Raw genomic sequence first — 20,098 nt, 5'->3', positions numbered from 1 at the left:
ATGGATATTTTTGATGAAATGTTTGCAAAAAGCCCTAAAGAAAAATTTATTGAAACAATAAAATATGCAAATTTAGGTGCATTGGAAAATGTTTTAGAAAAATTATTAGCCGATCATATCGCTATGATAGAGCTTTTAGAAAAAAATAATTTAAATGAAAGCGATGTAGCGCAATTTCAAATGGAAAATTCACTCTTAATAGATGAGAGAAAAAATGATTTTTACATAGGCTTAAGTGCTGAAATTTTAGGGCATGAGGGTTGATTTTGCGTTTACTTTTATCTTTATTTTTGATGTTTAACTTTTTAAATGCTGAAGTATTTTTTGATTATACTTATAAATTTACCCTGAGTAAAGATGAAAAAGCAAGTGTAAAAATAAAAGAAATTGACTATCCTGATGAGATTTATTATTTTGACTTCTCATGGACTTTATTTGATCAAACTAATATCATTGTTCATTCAAAGTATAAAAAATACCCTAGACAATTTGTGATGTCTTTAAGAAGAAATTTAAACTGGGTTGATCAAGCCTTAGTGCCTGATTATAAAAATCCTCATATAGATAGAGCAAGATTGATACTTGAATTTAGTGATTTTAAAAAAGGTGAGGCTATTTTTACTGTGTATATAGAAGATAGAGATAAGAAATTAGAAGTAGAATTTTTAGACCCTAGAAAAGCCACTCTTAATCAAAACTAAAGTAAAATTTAATAAAATATAATTATAAGAAAACTAAGGAAAGCATAGTGCAAAAGATCGATCAGTATATGCATGAATTTTTATCTGAATTAAATTATGAGCCTATTTTAACCATGAGTTCAAAACTTCAAGGTGGTAAAAAATTACGCTCAAAACTACTTTTAAAAATAGCTGGGGAAAGTGATATTAGCTATAAAATCTGCGCTATTATAGAGTTAATTCATGCTGCAAGCTTATTGCACGATGATGTGATTGATGAAGCAAAATTAAGAAGAGGTGTAAAGTCTATCAATGCACAATTTGGAGCTAAAAATGCTATCATGCTTGGAGATATTTTATACTCAAAAGCCTTCTATGAACTTTCTTTGATTGATTTAAAATTAGCAAAAATTATCTCTAATGCTGTTGTAATGCTTTCTGTTGGTGAATTAATGGATGTAAATTTAAGCGAAACTTTCAATACTGATAAAAATGCTTATTTACAAATGATATATAACAAAACAGCCGTTTTAATCGAAGCTAGTGCAAGATGTGGGGCTATACTTGCTAATTTAAATGAAGATGATTTTGCAGAATATGGTAAAAATTTAGGTTTAGCTTTTCAAATTGTAGATGATATTTTAGATATTAAAGGTGATGAGCAAACTTTAGGTAAACCTGCTATGAATGATTTTAAAGAAGGTAAAACCACTCTTGCTTATATGTATTTACATGAAAAATTAAATCCACAAGATCAAGAAATACTTAAGTCTTATTACAAGAAAGATTTAAGTGTGAATGAGCTTGCCTGGATTAAAAATAAAATGCAAGAGTATGAAATTTTTAATCAAGTTGGCCAAGAACTAAACACTTATGCAAATAATGCACTAAAAGCTATAAAAAAATACAATATAAAAGATTTAGAAGATATTATTAAAAGCATGATAGAAAGGGAATTTTAATGCATTATTACTGCATCAGTTTTACACATAAAAATACAGATATTGCTACTAGAGAAAAACTTTCCTTTTCTAATGAAGACAAAAAAAGAGAATTACTAAAGCTAATCCATACTAATAATAAAATTTTAGAAAGCTTAGTGCTTAGTACTTGCAATAGGGTTGAAATTTTTCTTTTTGTTGGGGATGTTGAAAGCATTAATGAGCATATTTTAAAAACACTTAGTTTGCTTTGTGGGGTTGATAGAGAAAATTTAAGCACCAAGGCTGATTTTTACGAAGATAGCGGAGCCATCCATCATTTATTTTCTGTGGCAAGTTCGCTTGATAGCTTGGTTATTGGTGAAACACAAATTGCTGGACAATTAAAAGATGCTTATAAATTTGCCCTGCAAGAGCAAAGATGTGGTGTGCATATAACTAGAGCAGTTCATTATGCTTTTAAATGTGCGGCAAATGTTAGAAATCAAACTGAAATTTCTAAAAATCCTATTTCGGTTGCTTCAGTGGCGGTGGCAAAAGCTAAAGAACTTGTAAATTTAGAAAATAAAACTGCTGTTGTAGTAGGTGCAGGGGAAATGAGCGAACTAGCCTGTAAGCATTTATTAAATGCCAAGGCTAAAGTATTGATATTAAATAGAGATATACAAAATGCCCAAAAGCTTTGCGAGGATTTAGGTGAAAATGCAAGCTATGAAAGTATTGCAAATTTAAAAGAAGTACTAAATCAATATGAGATATTTTTTAGCGCCACAAACGCTCCGCATGCTATCATAACCAATGATTTATTAGAAGAAAAAGATTATAAAAGATATTTTTTTGATATAGCAGTGCCTAGGGATATTGATGTAAAAGCAAATGAAAAAAATATAGTTTATGCTGTTGATGATTTAGAAGAAGTTGTAAGAAAAAATTTAACTCTAAGAGAACACCAAGCCCAAATTGCTTATTCCATAGTAGGTACTATGACAAATGAGTTTTTTCAACATCTAAGCAAACTAGCAACCTTGCCTTTAGTTAAGCATTTACGCTTACAAGCTGATGAAATCGCTAAAGAACAATTACAAAAGGCTATAGATAAAGGATATTTAAAGCACTCAAACCATGAAGAAGCAAGAAAGCTTATAAGACAAGTAATGAATGCATTTTTACATCATCCTAGCGTAAATTTAAAAAAACTAAGCGGAACTATGCAAAATGATTCAGTAATTAATGCTATGCGTTATGTGTTTGATTTAAAAAATGAAAATATGGAAGGTTTAAACCTTTATAAATGTGAATTTAATTTGGAGAATAATCATGAAATTTAGTAAATTTTATGCCATAAGCACAAAAGAAAATCCAAAAGATGCTACTTTACCAAGTCATATATTTTTAGTTAAAGGTGCCTTTGTAGAACAAATTGGAAGTGGTTTGTATAATTTTTTACCTTTAGGAAAAAGAGTTTTAGATAAGATTAAAAATATCATCAAAGAAGAAATGGATAAAGCAGGGGCTTTAGAAGTAAATTTAAGTTTTAATACCCCAGCTGAACTTTGGAAAGAAAGTGGGAGATTTAATGTTTTTGGTAAAGAGCTTTTACGCTTTAAAGATAGAAAAGAAAATGATTTTGTTTTAGGGCCAACCCATGAAGAAGCTATGGTAGCTTTAGTAAGAAATAAAATAAATTCTTACAAACAACTTCCTTTGCATTTGTATCAAATAGGACTTAAATTTAGAGATGAAGCTAGACCTAGATTTGGACTTTTAAGATGTAGGGAATTTTTAATGAAAGATGGCTATAGCTTTCATGCTAGCGAAGCTGATTTAGACAAAGAATTTAATCTTATGCATGAAACTTATAGTAAAATTCTTACAAGATTAGGACTTGAATTTAGAGCTGTTGAAGCTGATAGTGGGGCTATTGGTGGCAGTGGTTCAAAAGAATTTATGGTTTTGGCTAAAAATGGCGAGGATGATATATTATTATGTGAGCATTGTGATTATGCTGCAAATATTGAAGCAGCAAAAAGAGCTAAAAAAAGTTGTGAAGATGAAAGGCCAGAAGCTGACTTTGCTACACAATTTCACACTCCAAATGTAAAAACTATAGAAGAATTAGCGGAATTTTTTAAAATTAACCCTTACTATACTATTAAAGCTATTGCTAAAAAAGCTATTTATGAAAATGAAGAAAAAATTGTAGTATTTTTTATACGCGGTGATGATGAATTACAAGAAGTTAAAGCACTAAATGCAGCAAATGCACTAGAATTAGTTGATGCAAGTGAAGAAGAATTAGAAAAAGCAGGTTTGGTACCAGGATTTATCGGCTTTGTAGGATTAAATGGCGTTGATTTTTATATTGATCATGAGCTTGAAAATGAAACAAATATGATTATTGGAGCAAATAAAAAAGATTATCATTTAGTCGGAATCAATGTTGTAAATTTAAATAAAGAACGCTTTAAAGATCTTGCGGCAGTTAAAGAACATGATCTTTGTCCAAAATGTCAGCACAAGCTTAAGCAAAGCAAAGGTATTGAAGTAGGGCATATTTTTAAACTTGGAAATAAATACTCAAAAGCAATGAATGCAAGCTATTTAGATGAAAATGGTAAAGCTCAATTTTTCACTATGGGTTGTTATGGTATGGGTGTTAGTCGTTTAGTAGCTGTTGCCATAGAAGCAAGTCATGATGAAAAAGGTTGCATTTGGAATAAAACTCTAGCTCCTTTTGTTTTAGATATTATCGTTTCTAATATAAAAGACACAAAAGCTATGGAATTTGCTGAACAAATTTATACTCATTTTAGTAATAAAGAGATTTTATTTGATGATAGAAATGAGCGTTTTGGTGTAAAGATTAATGATTTTGAATTAATGGGCTTTCCTTATGCTTTAGTTATAGGTAAGGGCTTAGAAAATGATGAAGTAGAGTTGATCCATAGAAATACCTTAGAAAAACAAGTTTTAAAAACCCAAGAAGTAATTTCACACTTAGAGAAAATTCTATGATGGTAAAAACAAATTTAAGTGCATTTTTGATTTTAGAATTAATCGCTAGTATTTTATTTATAACCTTTTTTGGCTTTTTAAATTTTTTTATGATAGTTTTTGCAAGTATGTTTTTAGGAGCAATGTTTTTAGCAAAGACTTGGACAAATCTCATCACTATGCAAAATACCAATACAAATTTATTTGGTATGATTAAATTATTTTCCTTAACTATAGTTGGAATTTTACTTTTAATACCAGGAATTTTAAGCACATTTTTGGGAATTTTACTCTTATTTTTTATGATGATATTAAAATTATTTACAAAACAAAAAAGAAAATATCATCAAACAAACAACGAAGAAGAAATCATAGATGTAGAAATCATACAGGAGCATAAAAAATGCAATTAATCATCGCAACAAGAAAAAGCCAACTTGCATTATGGCAAAGTGAGTATATAAAAAATAAATTATTACAAACACATTCTGATTTAGAAATTTCTTTAGAGGGTTTTAAAACTAAAGGTGATGTTTTACTTGATTCTCCTTTAGCTAAAATAGGTGGAAAAGGACTTTTTACAAAAGAACTTGAAGAAAGTATGTTAAGAGGTGATTCACACTTAGCTGTGCATAGCTTAAAAGATGTGCCAAGCTTCTTTCCTGATGGCTTAGTTTTAGCTGCTATTTCAAAAAGAGAAGTGGTAAATGATGCTTTTTTAAGTGAGTATTATGAAAGTTTAAATGCTCTTCCAAAAGGTGCAAAAGTAGGCACTACAAGTCTTAGAAGAAGAATGCAGCTTTTAGCGTTAAGACCTGATTTAAATATCATTTCTTTAAGAGGTAATATCAACTCACGCTTAGAAAAACTTAAAGCTAAGGAATTTGATGCTATTATTTTAGCTCTAGCTGGCATTAAACGCTTGGGTTTAGATAAAGAAATAAAGTACATTAGGGCTTTTGAGCTTGATGAGATGATACCTGCAGCTTCTCAAGGAGCTTTAGGTATAGAAAGCATTGATGATAAACAAATTTTAAAATACCTTGAATGTTTAAATGATGAAAATGCCTTTATAGAAACCCATATAGAAAGAGATTTTATAAAAACTCTAGAAGGTGGCTGCCAAGTACCTATAGGTATTAATGCAAAAATCATTGATGAAAAAATAGAGATTCGCGCCATAGTAGGCTTACCTGATGCAAGTAAAATTCTCAAAGAAAAAAGAATGATTAATAAGCAAGATTACGCAAAAGCGGGCGAGCTTTTAGCTAAAGAAATGATAGCAAAAGGTGCAAAAGAAATTTTAAAAGAAGCAGAGAGTATGATATAAATGCAAAAATTCGTAGAGCTTTTAGAAAAAAATAATTTATTAAAAACCATTCATGAACCCGTTGATGTTGATCTTGAGATGGCACATTTAGCTTATATAGAAGTCAAAAAAGAAGACTCAAAAGCCTTACTTTTTACTAATGCAGTCAAAAATGGTAAAAAATACGATTATCCTGTTCTTTTAAATACTTTTTGTAATGAAAAAGCTTTAAAATTAGCATTTGAAAAAGACTATGAAGATGTAGCTAAAGAAATTAGATCTTTACTTAAAATGCATATACCACAAAGCTTTGGTGCAAAATTAAATTTTTTCAAAACCCTACTTGATTTAAAAAATATCCCACCAAAACGCATTAAAAAAGATGGAGAATTCAACTATAAAAGCTTAAATTCATTATATGATATGCCTATTTTAAAAACTTGGGAAAAAGATGCTGCGCCTTTTATCACCATGGGGCAAGTTTATACTCAAAGTATAGATGGAAAGCAAAATAATCTTGGAATGTATCGTTTGCAAGTAGTTGATGAAAAAACCTTGCTTATGCATTGGCAAATTCACAAAGATGCGAGCCATTTTTTCCATGAGTATAAAAAAGCAAATCAAAAAATGCCAGTAAGCATAGCCATAGGTGGAGATCCTTTATATATTTGGTGTGCTCAAGCGCCTTTGCCAAAAGGAATTTTTGAACTTTTACTTTATGGTTTTATCAAGAAAAAACCTGCCATTTTGGCAAAATGCAAAAGTAACCATCTTTACGTACCTTATGATAGTGACTTTGTAATCGAGGGCTTTGTAGATCCAAATGAATTCGCACCTGAGGGACCTTTTGGAGACCATACAGGTTTTTATACCCCTGTTGAACTTTGTCCTATTTTAAAAGTAGAAAAAATCTTTGCTAAAAAAAATGCGATTTATCAAGCTACTGTTGTGGGAAAACCACCTTTAGAAGATAAATACATGGGACTTGGAACAGAAAGAGTTTTTTTACCTTTACTTCAAACAAATGCCCCTGATTTGATAGATTATAACATGCCTGAAAATGGGGTTTTTCATAATCTAATCTTGGCTAAAATAGAAGCAAAATACCCAGCTCATGCAAAACAAGTAATGCATACTTTTTGGGGAGTAGGGCAAATGAGTTTTGTAAAACATGCTATTTTTGTTGATGAAAATGCGCCTTGTTTGAAAGATTATGACAAACTCATACCTTATATACTCAATCGCTTTGATGAAGAAAAATTACTTATTAGCGAAGGAATTTGTGATCAACTCGACCATGCTTCAAGCACTTATTGTTATGGTGGCAAAGCAGGGCTTGATGCATGTGGTGATGAGAAAAAAGTTGAACTTGAAATTCTAAGCGATGAGGCTTTACTTTCACTTTTTAAAGAAAAAGATCAAAGTATTTTAAAATTAAAGCAATTTTACACTCAAACCTTTGCTCCAGTTTGCGTGATTTTGATAGATAAAAAAGAAAAAATAACTCAAGTTTTTGAAAAATTACAAACTTATAAAAAACATTTTAGAATTTTAGTTTTCTTAGATTCAGATGCTATTTTAGAAAATCCTTATATGCTAATTTGGCGTGTGGTAAATAATATAGATGCAAAAAGAGATATATTTATCAAAAAAGATTGCGTTGCGATTGATGCAACAAATAAAGGATCATTAGAAGATTATCATAAAGAATGGCCTTTAATGACAAATTGCTCTAAAGAAGTCATAGATAGACTTATTACAAGAAATTTACTTCCAAATGATGAAAAATTATTCAAAAAGTTTGAAATTTTTTAATTTTAAGCTTTTTGAGAACACTTTTTGCTTATTAATAATATAGAGATTTTTAATCTAAATATTAAGTTTTTTAAAATTATGTCGATAGAGTATTTTAAAGTCTTTTAAAAAGGAGTTTAAAATGGACATTGGAAATATTCAAAGGGATGCAAACACAGCACAATTTAATACAAAAAGTACTGGAAAAGTATCTCAAGAAAATCAACAGCAAACTAATTTAAATAATCAAGATGAGAATTTAAATGAAAAATTGAAAAATGCAACAGAAAAACTTAATAATCAAATGGAAACACTAGAAACAAACGTACGTTTTGCATATAATGATAAAATCAATGAAATGTATGTTAGTGTAACCGAAAAAGATACTGGTAGGTTAATACGTAAAATTCCTAGCGAGGAAGTTATGAAGCTAATAGAACATTTTCAAGGTGTTATTGGCACTATTTTTGATAAGGAGAGTTAATTATGGCAGTAGGTAGTTTAGGAAGTTTAGGAATAGGTTCAGGAGTTTTAACAAGCGATACATTAAACAAGCTAAAAGAAGCAGAAATGAATGCGCATTTAGGTCTTTATAACTCACAGCTTGAAACTAATACTTCAAGACAAAAAGACCTAGCAGAACTTGAAGCTAAGCTACTTGCGTTTCAAACAGCCGTAAATAGCTTAGGTGATGCTTCACAATTTAACAAGAAAAAAGTATCACCTAGTGTAAGTGGAGATAGCGCTGCTGCTGGTTTAACAGTAGGATCTTTATCTAACCTTACAAACATGAAAGTTATTGTTGATCAACTTGCACAAAAAGACGTGTATCAAAGTAATGGATTTAAAGATAAAACTGCTACTGTAATGGGTAGTTTGGGTATAGAAGGTGTAGATGGCAAAACTTCTTTTACTATTACCCAAGATGGAAAAGATTATAAAATCGATATTGATGAAAGCACTACTGTATCTCAGCTTGCAGAAAAAATAAATGCCGCAACAGGTGGAAAAGTAGAAGCTAAAATAGTTAATACAGGAGATAGAGATAATCCATACCGCTTAGTAGTACAAAGTACTGAAACAGGAACTAAAAATAATATTTCTTTTTCAGGTGATGAAAAGTTATTAAATGCTATGGGTTGGGGACTTGATAAAAATAGCATTAGCGCTGGTGGTTTGTATGGTTTTAGACCAACAGGTGCTGGAGAAGAAAATAAAGATAAAATAAGCGGACAAATTAGTAGTGGAAGCTTTGATGACAAACTACTTAATCCAGGAGAAAAAACCTCTTTTACTTTTGTTATTAAAAATGGTGAAAGATATGATAGATTTACCATTGATGTAGACGAGAATACTACTTATAAAAGTTTAGCAGAAGATTTAAAAAAACAAACCAATGGAAAAGTGGAATTAAGCTTTGGAGATGATGGAAAATCTTTTACTTTTAGAGCTACCAATGGTGGGCAATTAAGTCTTTTTGATGGTGGTTATGCAACTGATACTGAAGGAAATATAGATCAAGCCAATTATGCTAGAGATAGCAAAGCTACTTCACTATTGAAAGATAAATTTGGCATTACTCTAGATACTAGCACTCCACAAGGCTACAATGTAGCTTCAAACAATGAAAATCACATCCAAAAAGGTATGGACGCTATCTTTAGTGTAGATGGTGTTAAAATGACAAGACCAACTAATACTATCACTGATATAGCTCCAGATGTTACCTTAGAATTAAAACAAAAAGGAGAAATAACCTTTAACGTTTCTCAAGACACTGAAGCACTTGCGCAATCTTTAGAAAGTTTAGTCACTGCTTATAATGATTTAATGATAAATCTTAATGCAGCGACAAAATATGATCCAGAAGCAGGAGTACAAGGGAATTTTGTAGGTGTTAGCGAAATTTATAATATAAAATCTGAGATAAACAATATTTTACTTCAAACTATAACAGTAGATGGAACTGTTACGGTTGGTGATAGTGAAAGTTCAGAAGGGATTGAAGTTTCCTCTAAAGTAAGTTTATCTTTGGCTGATTATGGCTTAACGTTAAACGATGGTGTTTTATCTTTTGATTCAGGAAAATTTAACTCTAAATTTAACGAAGATCCTGAATTAGCTGAAAAATTTTTCGTAGGAAGTAATGGTTTTGAAGATATTGATTTAGCTGGTGATAGAGTAAGTAATCTTGGTAATCAAGATATAGAATTTAAAGAAGGTAGTTTTACTATCACTTATAATGATACAACCATAGATTTAGGCAAAACTCCAAATGGAGATCCTTTTGTATTAACAGGTAAAGATGATATTGAAAAAGCTAAAAATTTGGTTGATCATATAAATAGTTTTGGCTTAGAAGGTTTAGAGGCTAGCTTTGAAATCATTAACCAAGGTAATGAAAATCAACAAATTCAATTTAAAATCAAAGGAACTTCAGGTAGCAACTTAGAAATTCAAGGTGATAATGAATTTTTGAAAAAATTTGGTTTAAGTTCTAGAACCTTATATTCAGTTTATAAAGAAGAAACTGGAACTTTTGGTATGCTAAAAAATACCATGGGTGAAATAATGAGTTCTGAAGGTTCATTTGGAGGTTATAAAGCATCTTTAACAAAAGAATCAAAAAATCTAAATGAAACCATAGAAAGCACCAAAGCTTCCATAGAAAGTAGATATGATACAATGTGGTCAAGATGGGCAGCATATGATGGTATCATTGCACAACTAAATAACCAAGCAAGTGTTATTGCAAATATGATCAATGCAGCAAATAATCAAAATTCTTAAAATAAAGAAAGGGTTTAAATGCTAAATAGTGCAGTTTATAGCGCATATTCACAAAATCAAACTGGTGTAGAATCCCAAGAGAAACTTATAGAAATGCTATATAGTGGGATTTTGCGCTTTTCAAGTAGGATAAAAATAGCTATACAAAATGAAAATATAGAAGAAAGAGTGTATTATGTAAAAAGAGCTAGTGCTATTTTTATTGAATTGTTAAATTGTCTTGATTATGATAAGGGCGGCGAAGTAGCACATTATTTAAGTGGCTTATACACTAGAGAATTACAACTTCTTTCTTTAGCAAACATAGAAAACAGTGAAGCAAGAGTAGATGAAGTAATAAATGTGGTAAAAGGCTTATTAGAAGCTTGGAGAGAAGTACACCAAAAATGAGTGAAAAAAAATGGATTGATGAATTTAAACTAGCTGTCTATACTGAAGATGTAGAAAAAATAGTTAAACTTATGGAAAAACCGGATTATAAAGATTGTCCCAATGAGGCTTTAGCGCTAACTAATGAAGCGATAGCTTTTATGAAAAAAAAGCAAGATGAAATAGCTGTTAATTTACAAAAACTCAAAAAAGCTTCTGCTTATATAAAGTAAAACATGGCTATAAGCCGAGTTCTGTCAAGAACGATCATTTATCTAGACTTGTTTTTACAAACAAGTTCAAGCGAAGGGTTATATTATAAGACAAAAACCACCCCTTCTTGCTGCAGATTGGGTTTACATAGCTAGCTTTGTTACCAAAGCTACTGGTAGGCTCTTACTCTACCGTTTCACCTTTTCCATATAAAATATGGTAGTTTTCTTTCTGTTGCACTTTCCCTTAGGTTGCCCTAGCCATCCATTAGATGGAATCCTTGTCTTATTGCAGCTCGGACTTTCCTCTTCAAAAAGAAGCGATCGCTTGCCATGTTTAGACAAATTCTACCAAAAAAATTATTTTTATACCAGAGCAAAAACAAGATTTAATGTAATTTTTAATTTATTTTCATATTTTACAAGTTCTAAATTTTTAACTTTTATACAAGGATCTAATTTTTGCAAAAACTGCGTTAAAAAAATAAAATCGCCAACAAAACTTAATCTTAATTCATAATAAGCAAAATATTCATCTTGACTTTTGTAACTTTGAATTTGCAAAGATTTAACTCCATTAAGATTCTTTTCTATATCCTTTAAAATACTTTGATAATCTTTATTTATGCTTAAAAACGAGTGATCATTATAAGATATATTTTCATCTTTTTTTAAATCAGAAATCACTTCTTGTTTTTGCTCGTATTTTGTTTGTAAAATATATAGTTCATCTTTTGACAACTTCATTTGTTTTTCAAAATAGTCAAAAACACCCATATAAACCATGAAAAAACCAAAAACAAAAACAACTATCAAAGACAATATAAATTCACGCTCAGATAACTTAGCAAAGATATTTTCTAAATTTTTATAAAGATTTTTCAAAAACAAGAGTGATTTTTCCATTATTAACTTCTTTATTTTTTAATACAAAATGATGCTTTTTAAAATCTTCATAAAATTCATAGTCATTTTTAAGCTCTATAATAAAATCATTATTTTTAACATACAAAGCCTCTATATAAGCTTGATGAGAATTTAAAACTTTTAAAAAATCATAAAAATCTTTATAACAAAGTGCATTTGCATAAAATTTTTGTAACAAATCAACCTTTAACTCATTTTCTTCTTGTAGTTTTTTAAACTCTTGATTTTGCTTTTGATTAATTTTTACCTGTTCTAAAATATCATCTTGCTTTTTTATTAAATTTTCATATTTTGTTTTCTCATTTTCATAAAATGATTTTTGTGTATACAAATACAAAGGATAAGCTAAAGCTAGCAAAACTCCACAAACAAAAGCCAATAAAATCTTAAAACTAAAAGATTTTAAATGATTTATTTTTTCTTTGTTGGTAAAATTAATCTTGACTTGATCGCAATTTTTTAACAATTTTTGATAAAAAATATTACTATTAAATTTATCAAAACTACTAAGATTTTGAGTATCATCTATGCTTATAATGTGCTTATAAGTATTTTTTAATTTTTCATTATATATTTTATCATAAACATTTAATGGTATAACTTTACAATTTTGAAAATCACATCCTAAATACTCCACTAAAACTATGTATTTTTCCTTAAACAATAATGCAAGATTTTCGCTATTTGTGTTATTTTTAAAATACACTTCAAAAAGCAGGGGTTCTGGTATTATATAATCAATATCTAAAATATCTTCATACTTGCACAAGAATACATATGCAAAAGATTTATCTTGAAAATACTTTAGCTTATAAGAAAAATCATCTTTAAGACCAAGCTCCTCAAAGCTCTTTTTTAAAATTTCATCTTCGCTAATAGGATTTGCAAATTTAATATATAAAAGCTTTTCATAAGCAAGAAAATCTTTTAGAATAGTTTTCTTACTCATCATAAAGTATTTTCTTAAGGTTTTGCTCGTTTTTGTGCCAATTTTTCTCAAGTTGAACGAATAATTTTAACATTACCTTTTTTTGTGCTAATTTTTCTATTTTCACTCTAGCTTCTTTACCTATACGCTTAATTGTAGCACCATCTTTACCTAATATCATTCCTTTGTGAGAATTACTATCTGTAATGATAGTGGCATTGATATAATAAATTTGCTCTAATTCTTTGATTTTTTCTATTTTTACTTCAGTGCTATAAGGAATTTCATCACTTAAATTTTCATATATAGCTTCTAAGATAAAATCTCTATAAATATCCTTTTCATTTGTAGTAGTAATAAACTCAGGATCAAAATAATACGGATGTTCAGGCAAATACTTAATCATCTCATCTAAAAGAATTTTTTTATAAAATTTTTGCTTAGCAGAATAGGGGATAATAGCACTAAAATGTGAGCTAAACTGAGAATACTCACTTAATTTTTTAAGCAAAACTTCTTTTTTTACTAAATCAACCTTATTAATCAACACAATATGTGGTACTTTGGGATTTAAACTTAAAAAATTTTCATAATCTTTAATATCATCGTAAATACTAGCTACAAATAAAATCACATCACAATCAGCAATGCTTTTAATCGCTAAATCAATCATAAGCTGATTCATAACCTTAGAGCTTGCATGCAAACCTGGTGTATCTATAAAAATAAGCTGATGATTTTCATGCATTATGATTGCATTAATCTTTCTTCTTGTAGCGTTTTGCTTATGAGAAACCATAGCAACTTTTTCTTCTAATAAAGAATTTAGGATAGAACTTTTTCCCGCATTAGTTCTACCCACTATGCTTATAAAGCCACTTTTCACAAGATATACCTAGCTAAATCTTTATTTTCTATGATATCTCCAAGCTTAACTTGCACTTTAAAATCGTCTATTTTATATACCTTACCTGCGTATTCATCTGCTTCAAAACTAATATCTTCTAAAAGTTTTTCCACTACTGTATGTAAACGTCTTGCACCAATATCTTGCATTTCTTCATTAGCCTTGCTTGCTATTTTTGCTATTTCTCTAATAGCCTCATCTTCAAAAACAAGCTCTACATTTTCAGTTTTTAAAAGCTCAATATATTGTGTTAGTAATGAATTTTTAGGTCTTGTTAAAATAGCATATAAAGCATCCTCATCTAATGAATCAAGCTCAACTCTTAAAGGAAAACGCCCTTGAAGTTCAGGGATTAAATCACTTGGCTTACTTAGATGAAAAGCACCTGCAGCGATAAATAAAATATGATCAGTTTTTAAAGGTCCAAATTTAGTTTGTATAGTACTACCTTCAACTATAGGAAGTAAATCTCTTTGCACCCCTTCTTTGCTTGGATCTTGGCGGTTTGAATTGGAGCTTGAAACTGCTACTTTATCTATCTCATCGATAAAAATAATCCCTTCGTTTTCTGCTCTTCTTAAAGCCTCGCCTTTAATACTTTCCATATCAAGAATTTTTTCACTTGCTTCTTGAGCTAGAGCTATTCTTGCATCTTTTACTTTCATTTCTTTTTTAACTTTTTTATTACCCACACCAATAACTTTTACTATATCTTGCATAGCACCCATTTCAGGTAGTAAATTTGGATTAGTATCAAACACACTTTGTGAAATTTCAACTTCTATTGTACTATCATCTAAATCACCAGCTTTTAATTTCACGCGCATTTTTTCTAAAGAATTTTGATATTCTTCTTGTTTTTCTTCACTAACACCCTTTGGTAAAGGCGGTAAAAGTTTTTCTAAAATCTTATTTTCTATAAATTCATTAATCTTTTCTTTGTTTTTTTCTTTTTCTTCATTTTTTACTAAATTTAAAGCAGCATTAGCTAAATCTCTAACCATGCTTTCTACATCACGCCCAACAAAACCAACTTCAGTATATTTACTTGCTTCAACTTTTACAAAAGGAAGTCCCATCATCTTAGCAAGGCGTCTTGCAATCTCTGTTTTACCAACCCCAGTTGATCCTATCATTAAAATATTTTTTGGCATGATATCATCTTGAAGTTCAGGGCTAAGCTGCATTCTTCTATAACGATTTCTTAAAGCAATTGCTATGATTTTTTTGGCATTTTTTTGCCCAATTACATAATCATCTAAAAATTTTACAATCTCTTTTGGAGTTAAATTCATTTATCATCCTCAATTACATAAGTTTTAATATTTGTATTTGTATAAATGCAAATTTCACCAGCAATTTGCAAGCTTTCTTTAACTAATTCTTCTTCATCTAAACTTGAGTGTTTAGCTAAAGCTCTTGCAGCAGAAAGTGCATAGTTACCTCCACTACCAATAGCTGCTATAGCGCCGTCTTCAGGCTCAACTACATCTCCAGTTCCTGAAAGTAAAAATATATGATTTCTATCTAATACTAGCATCATTGCTTCAAGTTTTCTTAGATATTTATCCTTACGCCATTCTTTTGAAAAATCTATTGCAGCTTTTAATAAATCACCCTTAGAACTAGAAAGTAGTTTTTCAAACATATCAAAAAGATTAAAAGCATCAGCAGTGCTTCCTGCAAAGCCTGCTAATACTTTTCCATTGTTTAATTTTCTAATTTTAACTGCATTATTTTTTAAAACAGTATTTCCAAAACTTACTTGTCCATCTCCGCCAATTACAGACTTATTTTTACCTTTATAAGCTAAAATTGTAGTTGCGTGAAACATTATTCTCCTTTAACTTCTAGCTTAAATACAGCATGAATCGCATGGCCTAATTTTGCTGAAATTTCATGCACGCCAAGTTCTTTTATAGTATCACATTCTAGGCTTTTTTTATCAAGCTCTATGCCTTTTTGCTCTTTTAGTGCATGAGCGATTTCATCTTTAGTAACCCCACCAAACAAGCTTCCATTAGCTCCCACAGGCTTAGCTATACAAATAGTGATTTTAGATAATTCCTCTTTTAATTTTTCCAAATTTGCAAGCTCAAATCTTAAATTTTCTGCCTTTTTCTTTTGCTCTGCTTCATATTGTTTTAAAACTTCATGTGTAGCAGCCTTAGCAAAACCTTTGGCAATTAAAAAATTTTGTCCATATCCATCTTTTACTTCTTTAACCTCTCCTGCTTTTCCTAAGCTTTTTACATCTTTAATCAATAATACTTTCATTGTTTTCCTTTTTTAAAATTTTCTTCCATTTTTACCTGCAATGATAAATCTTAAAGCATTTAATCTTATAAAACCTGCTGCATCTTTTTGATCATACACAGCATCTTCTTCAAAAGTACAATAAGCCTCGCTAAATAAACTATCATTCGCACTTTCTCTGCCTATTACCATTACATTACCTTTGTATAATTCAAGTTTAACTTTACCATTAACGTATTTTTGTGACTCATCAATTAAGGCTTGAAGCATTAATCTTTCAGGTGAGAACCAATAGCCATTATAAATTAAACTTGCATATTTTGGCATCAATTCATCTTTTAAATGTGCTGCTTCTCTATCAAGTGTGATACTTTCTATAGCACGGTGTGCTTTTAAAAGTATACTTCCACCTGGAGTTTCATAACAACCTCTACTTTTCATACCCACATAGCGATTTTCAACAATATCAAGACGACCTATACCATGTTTTGCACCAAGTTCATTTAGCTTTGCTAAAAGCTGTGCAGGAGACATTTTTTCTCCATTAATAGCACACAAATCGCCTTTGCTAAACTCAAGCTCTATCACTTCACTTTCATTTGGAGTTTCTTTTAAATCTTTCACCCAGCGCCACATATCTGCTTCGGGTTTAGCCGCAGGATCTTCAAGCACTAAACCTTCATAAGAAATATGCAATAAATTTGCATCCATAGAATAAGGTGATTTACCTGGTTTTTTAGCTATATCAATACCATGTTTTTGCGCATAAGCTAAGAGTTTTTCACGGCTATTTAAATCCCATTCTCTCCAAGGAGCAATGATGGCTAAATTTGGATTTAGCGCCAAAGCACCCAATTCAAAACGCACTTGATCATTTCCTTTACCTGTTGCCCCATGGCTAATAGCATCTGCTTTTGTTTTATTTGCTATTTCTACTAAAGCTTTTGCTATCAAAGGTCTTGCTATACTTGTACCTAGTAAATATTCTCCCTCATAAATAGCATTTGCTCTAAACATAGGAAATACATAATCTTTTACAAATTCATCTTTTAAATCTTGAATAAAAATATTTTCTTCTTTTACACCCAAAGAAAGTGCTTTTTTTCTAGCAGGCTCAAGCTCTTCACCTTGTCCAATATCTGCTGTAAAAGTTACCACTTCACATTTATACTCATCTTGTAACCATTTTAAAATTATACTTGTATCAAGTCCACCAGAATATGCTAAAACCACTTTTTTGATATCTTTTTTCATTGTCTTTCCTCTTTGTAAAAATAATTTTAAAATTTAACGAATTTAGCTTAATATAATGTAAAATATTTAGACATTTTATAACATTTTCTTGTATTTTTTGATAAAATATTTTTATGAGAATAGATAAGTTTTTAAATGTAGTTAATATTACTAAGCGTCGTGCTATTTCAGAGGATATGTGCAAAAGTGGCGTAGTAAGTATAAACAATCAAGTGGTTAAAGCTAGTAAAGAAGTAAAAATTGGCGATGAAATAAGCATTAAATTTATAGAATATACCAATATTTATAAAGTTTTAGACATACCAACAACTAAAAGTATACCAAAAGTTATGCAAGAAAAATATGTGGTAAAAATTCAATGAAAGAAATGATTTTAAGTCAAAATGAGCTTTATAAGCTTTGTGAAATTTTACCTAAAAATGGAGTTATTTTACTTCAAGGGGATTTAGCAAGCGGTAAAACCACTTTGGTGCAAAATTATGCTCAATTTCTTGGAGTAGAAAAAACGCTTAACTCTCCTACATTTTCTATCATGCAAGCATATGATTTTCAACAAGGTAAAATATATCATTATGATATTTATCAAGAAGGTTTTGATGGACTTTTAAAAAATGGCTTGATTGAAAATTTTTTTGAAGAGGGTTTGCATTTGGTAGAGTGGGGTGATGAAAAATTAAAAAAATACTTAGATAAATATCAAATTTTTAATATAATTTTACAAATCATTCCTTATGAAAATAAAAGAAAGTATATAATACATGAGTAAGCTAGAAGCTAGAAATTTAGAAAAAATCATTAAAAAAACTAAAATCATACACGATGTTTCACTAGAAGTACAAAGTGGGGAAGTTGTAGGACTTTTAGGGCCTAATGGAGCAGGAAAAACTACGAGTTTTTATATGATATGTGGGCTTATTTTGCCAACAAGTGGACAGGTGTTTTTAGACTCACAAGATATCACAAAAGAACCACTTAATAAAAGAGCAAAGCTTGGCATTGGGTATTTACCTCAAGAAAGTAGTGTTTTTAAAGACTTAAGCGTAGAAGAAAATTTACTTTTAGCCGCCCAAGTAATATATAAGGATAAAAATTTATTAGAACAAAAGATAGAACAAATGCTAGAATTACTTAGCATAGAACCTATTAGACACAGAAAAGGTATGAGTTTAAGTGGGGGTGAAAGAAGGCGTTGTGAAATCGCAAGATCGCTTATGTGTGATCCTAAATTTTTACTTTTAGACGAACCATTTGCTGGGGTTGATCCTATAGCAGTGAGTGAAATTCAAAGCTTGATTAATGACTTAAAAGCTATGAATATAGGTGTTTTAATCACTGATCATAATGTAAGAGAAACTTTAGCAATTTGCGATAGAGCTTATGTAATTAGAAGCGGAAGGTTGCTAGCTAGTGGCAATGCTAATGAAATTGCGCATAATGAAGATGTTAAAAAATACTATCTTGGAAGTGAGTTTAGACTTGAATAATGCTTAAACAAAAAACCTCTATAACACAAAAAGCAAAACTATCACAAACCTTAAGATCTTGGCTTCCTATATTGCAAGCTAACATTGAAGATCTAAAAGAAAGCTTAGATGAATTTGCTAAAGAAAATCCTTTTATAGAGATCAAAGAAAACTCAAGTATTACAAACAATCAAAACAAATATTATCAAGAATATTTTAGTAAAAATACCACAACACAAATGATTGATGCAAAAAGCTTGGAAGTAAAAAATGTGTATGAACTTTTAAGCGAGCAAATCATACCACCATTTTTTCCTACTAAAAAATCCCAAACCATTGCTGAAAAAATCATAGAATGTTTAAATCATGAAGGTTATTTTGAGTATGATGAGGAAATTTTAGGTGAATTTGATCCTTTGGAAGTAGAAAAAATCAGGCAAAGATTTAAATACCTTGATCCCGTTGGAGTAGGGGCAAAAGACAATCAAGAAGCTTTTATTTTTGCATTAGAGCATTTTGACTTAGATGATGAGCTTTATGAGTTTTGCAAAATGTTGATTTTAAATTTAGAAAATGCAAAAGATTTTATCAAAGATCCTTTGTATAAAAAGGCTATAGCGATAATTAAAAAAATCTCTATTCCGCCTTTTTTAGAGTATTTTGAAGAGAGCATGGAAATCATTCCTGATATATTTATTTATCAAGAAAATGGTGAAATTAAAATTAAAATCAATGATGATTATTACCCTGAAATTGCTTTTGAAGCAGATGGTTTAGATCATGAGTTTTTAAGTGCTTATTTAAAAGATGCTAAAAATTTAATTGACGCGCTAGCCATGCGTAAAGCTACCCTTTATAAACTAGGGCTTATGATTATAGAATATCAATATGATTTTTTCATGGGCGGGGATATTAAACCTATGCAGCTTAAAGACTTAGCACAAGATCTTGAAAGAAATGCTTCTACCATCTCAAGGGCAATTGCAAATAAATACTTAAGTTGTGATAGAGGTTTAATACCCTTAAAGTCTTTCTTTACCACTGCAGTGGATGATGGTGAAACTTCTAATGCAACTATTAAAGATTTTCTTAGTAATTTAATTAAAAAAGAAAATCCTAAAAAGCCTTTGAGTGATTTGAAAATTCTTGAACTCACTCAAAAAGAATTCCCAAGTGTGCAACTAGGGCGCAGAACTATCACTAAATATCGTATGCAACTTGGCATAGGAAGCTCAAGTGAGCGTAAAAAATTATATGAATTAATGTAGGAAAAG

At 30.0% G+C, this 20,098-nt stretch carries 23 protein-coding genes and 1 other RNA gene; 16 read left to right on the top strand and 8 right to left on the bottom strand.

Features of this window, described 5'->3' with window-relative positions; translation table 11 throughout:
- The 12 genes from L8V79_RS04325 (at window position 1) to L8V79_RS04270 (ending at window position 11,110) form a co-directional block, all read left to right on the top strand.
- Entirely contained in the window at window positions 1-264 is a 264-nt protein-coding gene (locus L8V79_RS04325) for a DUF2018 family protein (protein WP_039618310.1), read from the top strand.
- Between the two features lie 29 nt (window positions 265-293).
- Entirely contained in the window at window positions 294-701 is a 408-nt protein-coding gene (locus tag L8V79_RS04320) for an exporting protein (RefSeq protein WP_263702671.1), read from the top strand.
- Between the two features lie 47 nt (window positions 702-748).
- Entirely contained in the window at window positions 749-1,642 is an 894-nt protein-coding gene (locus L8V79_RS04315) for a polyprenyl synthetase family protein (protein WP_263702616.1), read from the top strand.
- Complete coding sequence (gene hemA / locus L8V79_RS04310) at window positions 1,642-2,949, top strand: glutamyl-tRNA reductase (RefSeq protein WP_263682264.1); 1,308 nt, start codon at window positions 1,642-1,644, stop codon at window positions 2,947-2,949. The genes L8V79_RS04315 and hemA overlap by 1 nt, the downstream gene beginning before the upstream one ends.
- Window positions 2,936-4,636 (top strand): proline--tRNA ligase, encoded by a 1,701-nt coding sequence (locus L8V79_RS04305; RefSeq protein ID WP_263702670.1) that lies wholly within the window; start codon window positions 2,936-2,938, stop codon window positions 4,634-4,636. Before hemA ends, L8V79_RS04305 begins: the two co-directional genes overlap by 14 nt.
- Window positions 4,633-5,028 (top strand): FxsA family protein, encoded by a 396-nt coding sequence (locus tag L8V79_RS04300; RefSeq protein WP_263663308.1) that lies wholly within the window; start codon window positions 4,633-4,635, stop codon window positions 5,026-5,028. Before L8V79_RS04305 ends, L8V79_RS04300 begins: the two co-directional genes overlap by 4 nt.
- On the top strand, window positions 5,019-5,945 hold the full coding sequence (hemC, locus tag L8V79_RS04295; protein WP_263702615.1) for a hydroxymethylbilane synthase: 927 nt from the start codon (window positions 5,019-5,021) through the stop codon (window positions 5,943-5,945). The genes L8V79_RS04300 and hemC overlap by 10 nt, the downstream gene beginning before the upstream one ends.
- Window positions 5,946-7,739 carry a menaquinone biosynthesis decarboxylase gene (locus L8V79_RS04290; protein WP_263702613.1) on the top strand — a complete coding sequence of 598 codons (1,794 nt, stop codon included), beginning with the start codon at window positions 5,946-5,948 and terminating at the stop codon, window positions 7,737-7,739.
- A gap of 121 nt (window positions 7,740-7,860) precedes the next feature.
- Window positions 7,861-8,202, top strand: coding sequence for a FlaG family protein (locus tag L8V79_RS04285; RefSeq protein WP_263679419.1), 342 nt, complete (start codon window positions 7,861-7,863; stop codon window positions 8,200-8,202).
- Between the two features lie 2 nt (window positions 8,203-8,204).
- Window positions 8,205-10,508 (top strand): flagellar filament capping protein FliD, encoded by a 2,304-nt coding sequence (gene fliD, locus L8V79_RS04280; RefSeq protein WP_263702612.1) that lies wholly within the window; start codon window positions 8,205-8,207, stop codon window positions 10,506-10,508.
- Between the two features lie 18 nt (window positions 10,509-10,526).
- Window positions 10,527-10,898 carry a flagellar export chaperone FliS gene (gene fliS / locus L8V79_RS04275; RefSeq protein ID WP_263663313.1) on the top strand — a complete coding sequence of 124 codons (372 nt, stop codon included), beginning with the start codon at window positions 10,527-10,529 and terminating at the stop codon, window positions 10,896-10,898.
- Complete coding sequence (locus L8V79_RS04270) at window positions 10,895-11,110, top strand: hypothetical protein (RefSeq protein ID WP_257941661.1); 216 nt, start codon at window positions 10,895-10,897, stop codon at window positions 11,108-11,110. The genes fliS and L8V79_RS04270 overlap by 4 nt, the downstream gene beginning before the upstream one ends.
- Here L8V79_RS04270 and rnpB read toward each other — a convergent pair.
- From rnpB to L8V79_RS04230, 8 genes are all read right to left on the bottom strand, one after another.
- Window positions 11,105-11,429: RNase P RNA component class A (gene rnpB, locus L8V79_RS04265), an RNA gene on the bottom strand. The genes L8V79_RS04270 and rnpB overlap by 6 nt on opposite strands.
- A 26-nt stretch (window positions 11,430-11,455) precedes the next feature.
- On the bottom strand, window positions 11,456-11,995 hold the full coding sequence (locus tag L8V79_RS04260; protein ID WP_263702611.1) for a hypothetical protein: 540 nt from the start codon (window positions 11,993-11,995) through the stop codon (window positions 11,456-11,458).
- Window positions 11,958-12,968: a hypothetical protein gene (locus L8V79_RS04255; RefSeq protein ID WP_263702610.1), complete on the bottom strand. Its 1,011-nt coding sequence runs from the start codon at window positions 12,966-12,968 to the stop codon at window positions 11,958-11,960. Before L8V79_RS04255 ends, L8V79_RS04260 begins: the two co-directional genes overlap by 38 nt.
- Complete coding sequence (gene era / locus L8V79_RS04250) at window positions 12,958-13,830, bottom strand: GTPase Era (RefSeq protein WP_263702609.1); 873 nt, start codon at window positions 13,828-13,830, stop codon at window positions 12,958-12,960. The genes L8V79_RS04255 and era overlap by 11 nt, the downstream gene beginning before the upstream one ends.
- Complete coding sequence (gene hslU / locus L8V79_RS04245) at window positions 13,827-15,146, bottom strand: ATP-dependent protease ATPase subunit HslU (protein WP_263702608.1); 1,320 nt, start codon at window positions 15,144-15,146, stop codon at window positions 13,827-13,829. The genes era and hslU overlap by 4 nt, the downstream gene beginning before the upstream one ends.
- Window positions 15,143-15,685 carry an ATP-dependent protease subunit HslV gene (gene hslV, locus L8V79_RS04240; protein ID WP_039618282.1) on the bottom strand — a complete coding sequence of 181 codons (543 nt, stop codon included), beginning with the start codon at window positions 15,683-15,685 and terminating at the stop codon, window positions 15,143-15,145. The genes hslU and hslV overlap by 4 nt, the downstream gene beginning before the upstream one ends.
- Window positions 15,685-16,128 (bottom strand): 50S ribosomal protein L9, encoded by a 444-nt coding sequence (gene rplI / locus L8V79_RS04235; RefSeq protein WP_114640308.1) that lies wholly within the window; start codon window positions 16,126-16,128, stop codon window positions 15,685-15,687. The genes hslV and rplI overlap by 1 nt, the downstream gene beginning before the upstream one ends.
- 12 nt (window positions 16,129-16,140) lie before the next feature.
- Complete coding sequence (locus tag L8V79_RS04230; RefSeq protein ID WP_039628318.1) at window positions 16,141-17,361, bottom strand: argininosuccinate synthase; 1,221 nt, start codon at window positions 17,359-17,361, stop codon at window positions 16,141-16,143.
- Window positions 17,362-17,474: 113 nt separating this feature from the next.
- Between L8V79_RS04230 and L8V79_RS04225 the strand changes: the two genes are divergently transcribed.
- From L8V79_RS04225 to L8V79_RS04210, 4 genes are read left to right on the top strand one after another with little or no spacing between them, the layout of a single operon-like run.
- The gene (locus L8V79_RS04225; protein ID WP_263702606.1) at window positions 17,475-17,723 is read left to right on the top strand and encodes an RNA-binding S4 domain-containing protein; all 249 of its coding nucleotides are present in this window, start codon (window positions 17,475-17,477) and stop codon (window positions 17,721-17,723) included.
- Window positions 17,720-18,127, top strand: a complete 408-nt coding sequence (gene tsaE / locus L8V79_RS04220; protein ID WP_263702605.1) for a tRNA (adenosine(37)-N6)-threonylcarbamoyltransferase complex ATPase subunit type 1 TsaE — start codon at window positions 17,720-17,722, stop codon at window positions 18,125-18,127. Before L8V79_RS04225 ends, tsaE begins: the two co-directional genes overlap by 4 nt.
- Window positions 18,120-18,845 carry an LPS export ABC transporter ATP-binding protein gene (lptB, locus tag L8V79_RS04215; protein ID WP_039618272.1) on the top strand — a complete coding sequence of 242 codons (726 nt, stop codon included), beginning with the start codon at window positions 18,120-18,122 and terminating at the stop codon, window positions 18,843-18,845. Before tsaE ends, lptB begins: the two co-directional genes overlap by 8 nt.
- Window positions 18,845-20,092: an RNA polymerase factor sigma-54 gene (locus L8V79_RS04210; protein ID WP_039641436.1), complete on the top strand. Its 1,248-nt coding sequence runs from the start codon at window positions 18,845-18,847 to the stop codon at window positions 20,090-20,092. Before lptB ends, L8V79_RS04210 begins: the two co-directional genes overlap by 1 nt.
- Window positions 20,093-20,098 lie beyond the last annotated feature (6 nt).

The sequence above is a fragment of the Campylobacter sp. IFREMER_LSEM_CL2194 genome (assembly GCF_025771685.1).
In the GTDB taxonomy this organism is placed as follows: Bacteria; Campylobacterota; Campylobacteria; order Campylobacterales; family Campylobacteraceae; genus Campylobacter_D.
Note: the sequence above shows the minus strand (reverse complement) of the source record. Positions and strands in the feature narration are given on the sequence as shown.

Coding starts and splice junctions, on each gene's coding strand:
- L8V79_RS04230 (WP_039628318.1), bottom strand. CDS start 17,361: ATGAAAAAAGATATCAAAAAAGTGGTTTTAGCATATTCTGGTGGACTT.
- L8V79_RS04270 (WP_257941661.1), top strand. CDS start 10,895: ATGAGTGAAAAAAAATGGATTGATGAATTTAAACTAGCTGTCTATACT.
- hemA (WP_263682264.1), top strand. CDS start 1,642: ATGCATTATTACTGCATCAGTTTTACACATAAAAATACAGATATTGCT.
- L8V79_RS04300 (WP_263663308.1), top strand. CDS start 4,633: ATGATGGTAAAAACAAATTTAAGTGCATTTTTGATTTTAGAATTAATC.
- L8V79_RS04325 (WP_039618310.1), top strand. CDS start 1: ATGGATATTTTTGATGAAATGTTTGCAAAAAGCCCTAAAGAAAAATTT.
- L8V79_RS04285 (WP_263679419.1), top strand. CDS start 7,861: ATGGACATTGGAAATATTCAAAGGGATGCAAACACAGCACAATTTAAT.
- hslU (WP_263702608.1), bottom strand. CDS start 15,146: ATGAATTTAACTCCAAAAGAGATTGTAAAATTTTTAGATGATTATGTA.
- L8V79_RS04225 (WP_263702606.1), top strand. CDS start 17,475: ATGAGAATAGATAAGTTTTTAAATGTAGTTAATATTACTAAGCGTCGT.
- L8V79_RS04260 (WP_263702611.1), bottom strand. CDS start 11,995: ATGGAAAAATCACTCTTGTTTTTGAAAAATCTTTATAAAAATTTAGAA.
- fliS (WP_263663313.1), top strand. CDS start 10,527: ATGCTAAATAGTGCAGTTTATAGCGCATATTCACAAAATCAAACTGGT.
- L8V79_RS04210 (WP_039641436.1), top strand. CDS start 18,845: ATGCTTAAACAAAAAACCTCTATAACACAAAAAGCAAAACTATCACAA.
- hemC (WP_263702615.1), top strand. CDS start 5,019: ATGCAATTAATCATCGCAACAAGAAAAAGCCAACTTGCATTATGGCAA.
- L8V79_RS04255 (WP_263702610.1), bottom strand. CDS start 12,968: ATGATGAGTAAGAAAACTATTCTAAAAGATTTTCTTGCTTATGAAAAG.
- lptB (WP_039618272.1), top strand. CDS start 18,120: ATGAGTAAGCTAGAAGCTAGAAATTTAGAAAAAATCATTAAAAAAACT.
- tsaE (WP_263702605.1), top strand. CDS start 17,720: ATGAAAGAAATGATTTTAAGTCAAAATGAGCTTTATAAGCTTTGTGAA.
- L8V79_RS04290 (WP_263702613.1), top strand. CDS start 5,946: ATGCAAAAATTCGTAGAGCTTTTAGAAAAAAATAATTTATTAAAAACC.
- fliD (WP_263702612.1), top strand. CDS start 8,205: ATGGCAGTAGGTAGTTTAGGAAGTTTAGGAATAGGTTCAGGAGTTTTA.
- rplI (WP_114640308.1), bottom strand. CDS start 16,128: ATGAAAGTATTATTGATTAAAGATGTAAAAAGCTTAGGAAAAGCAGGA.
- hslV (WP_039618282.1), bottom strand. CDS start 15,685: ATGTTTCACGCAACTACAATTTTAGCTTATAAAGGTAAAAATAAGTCT.
- L8V79_RS04320 (WP_263702671.1), top strand. CDS start 294: ATGTTTAACTTTTTAAATGCTGAAGTATTTTTTGATTATACTTATAAA.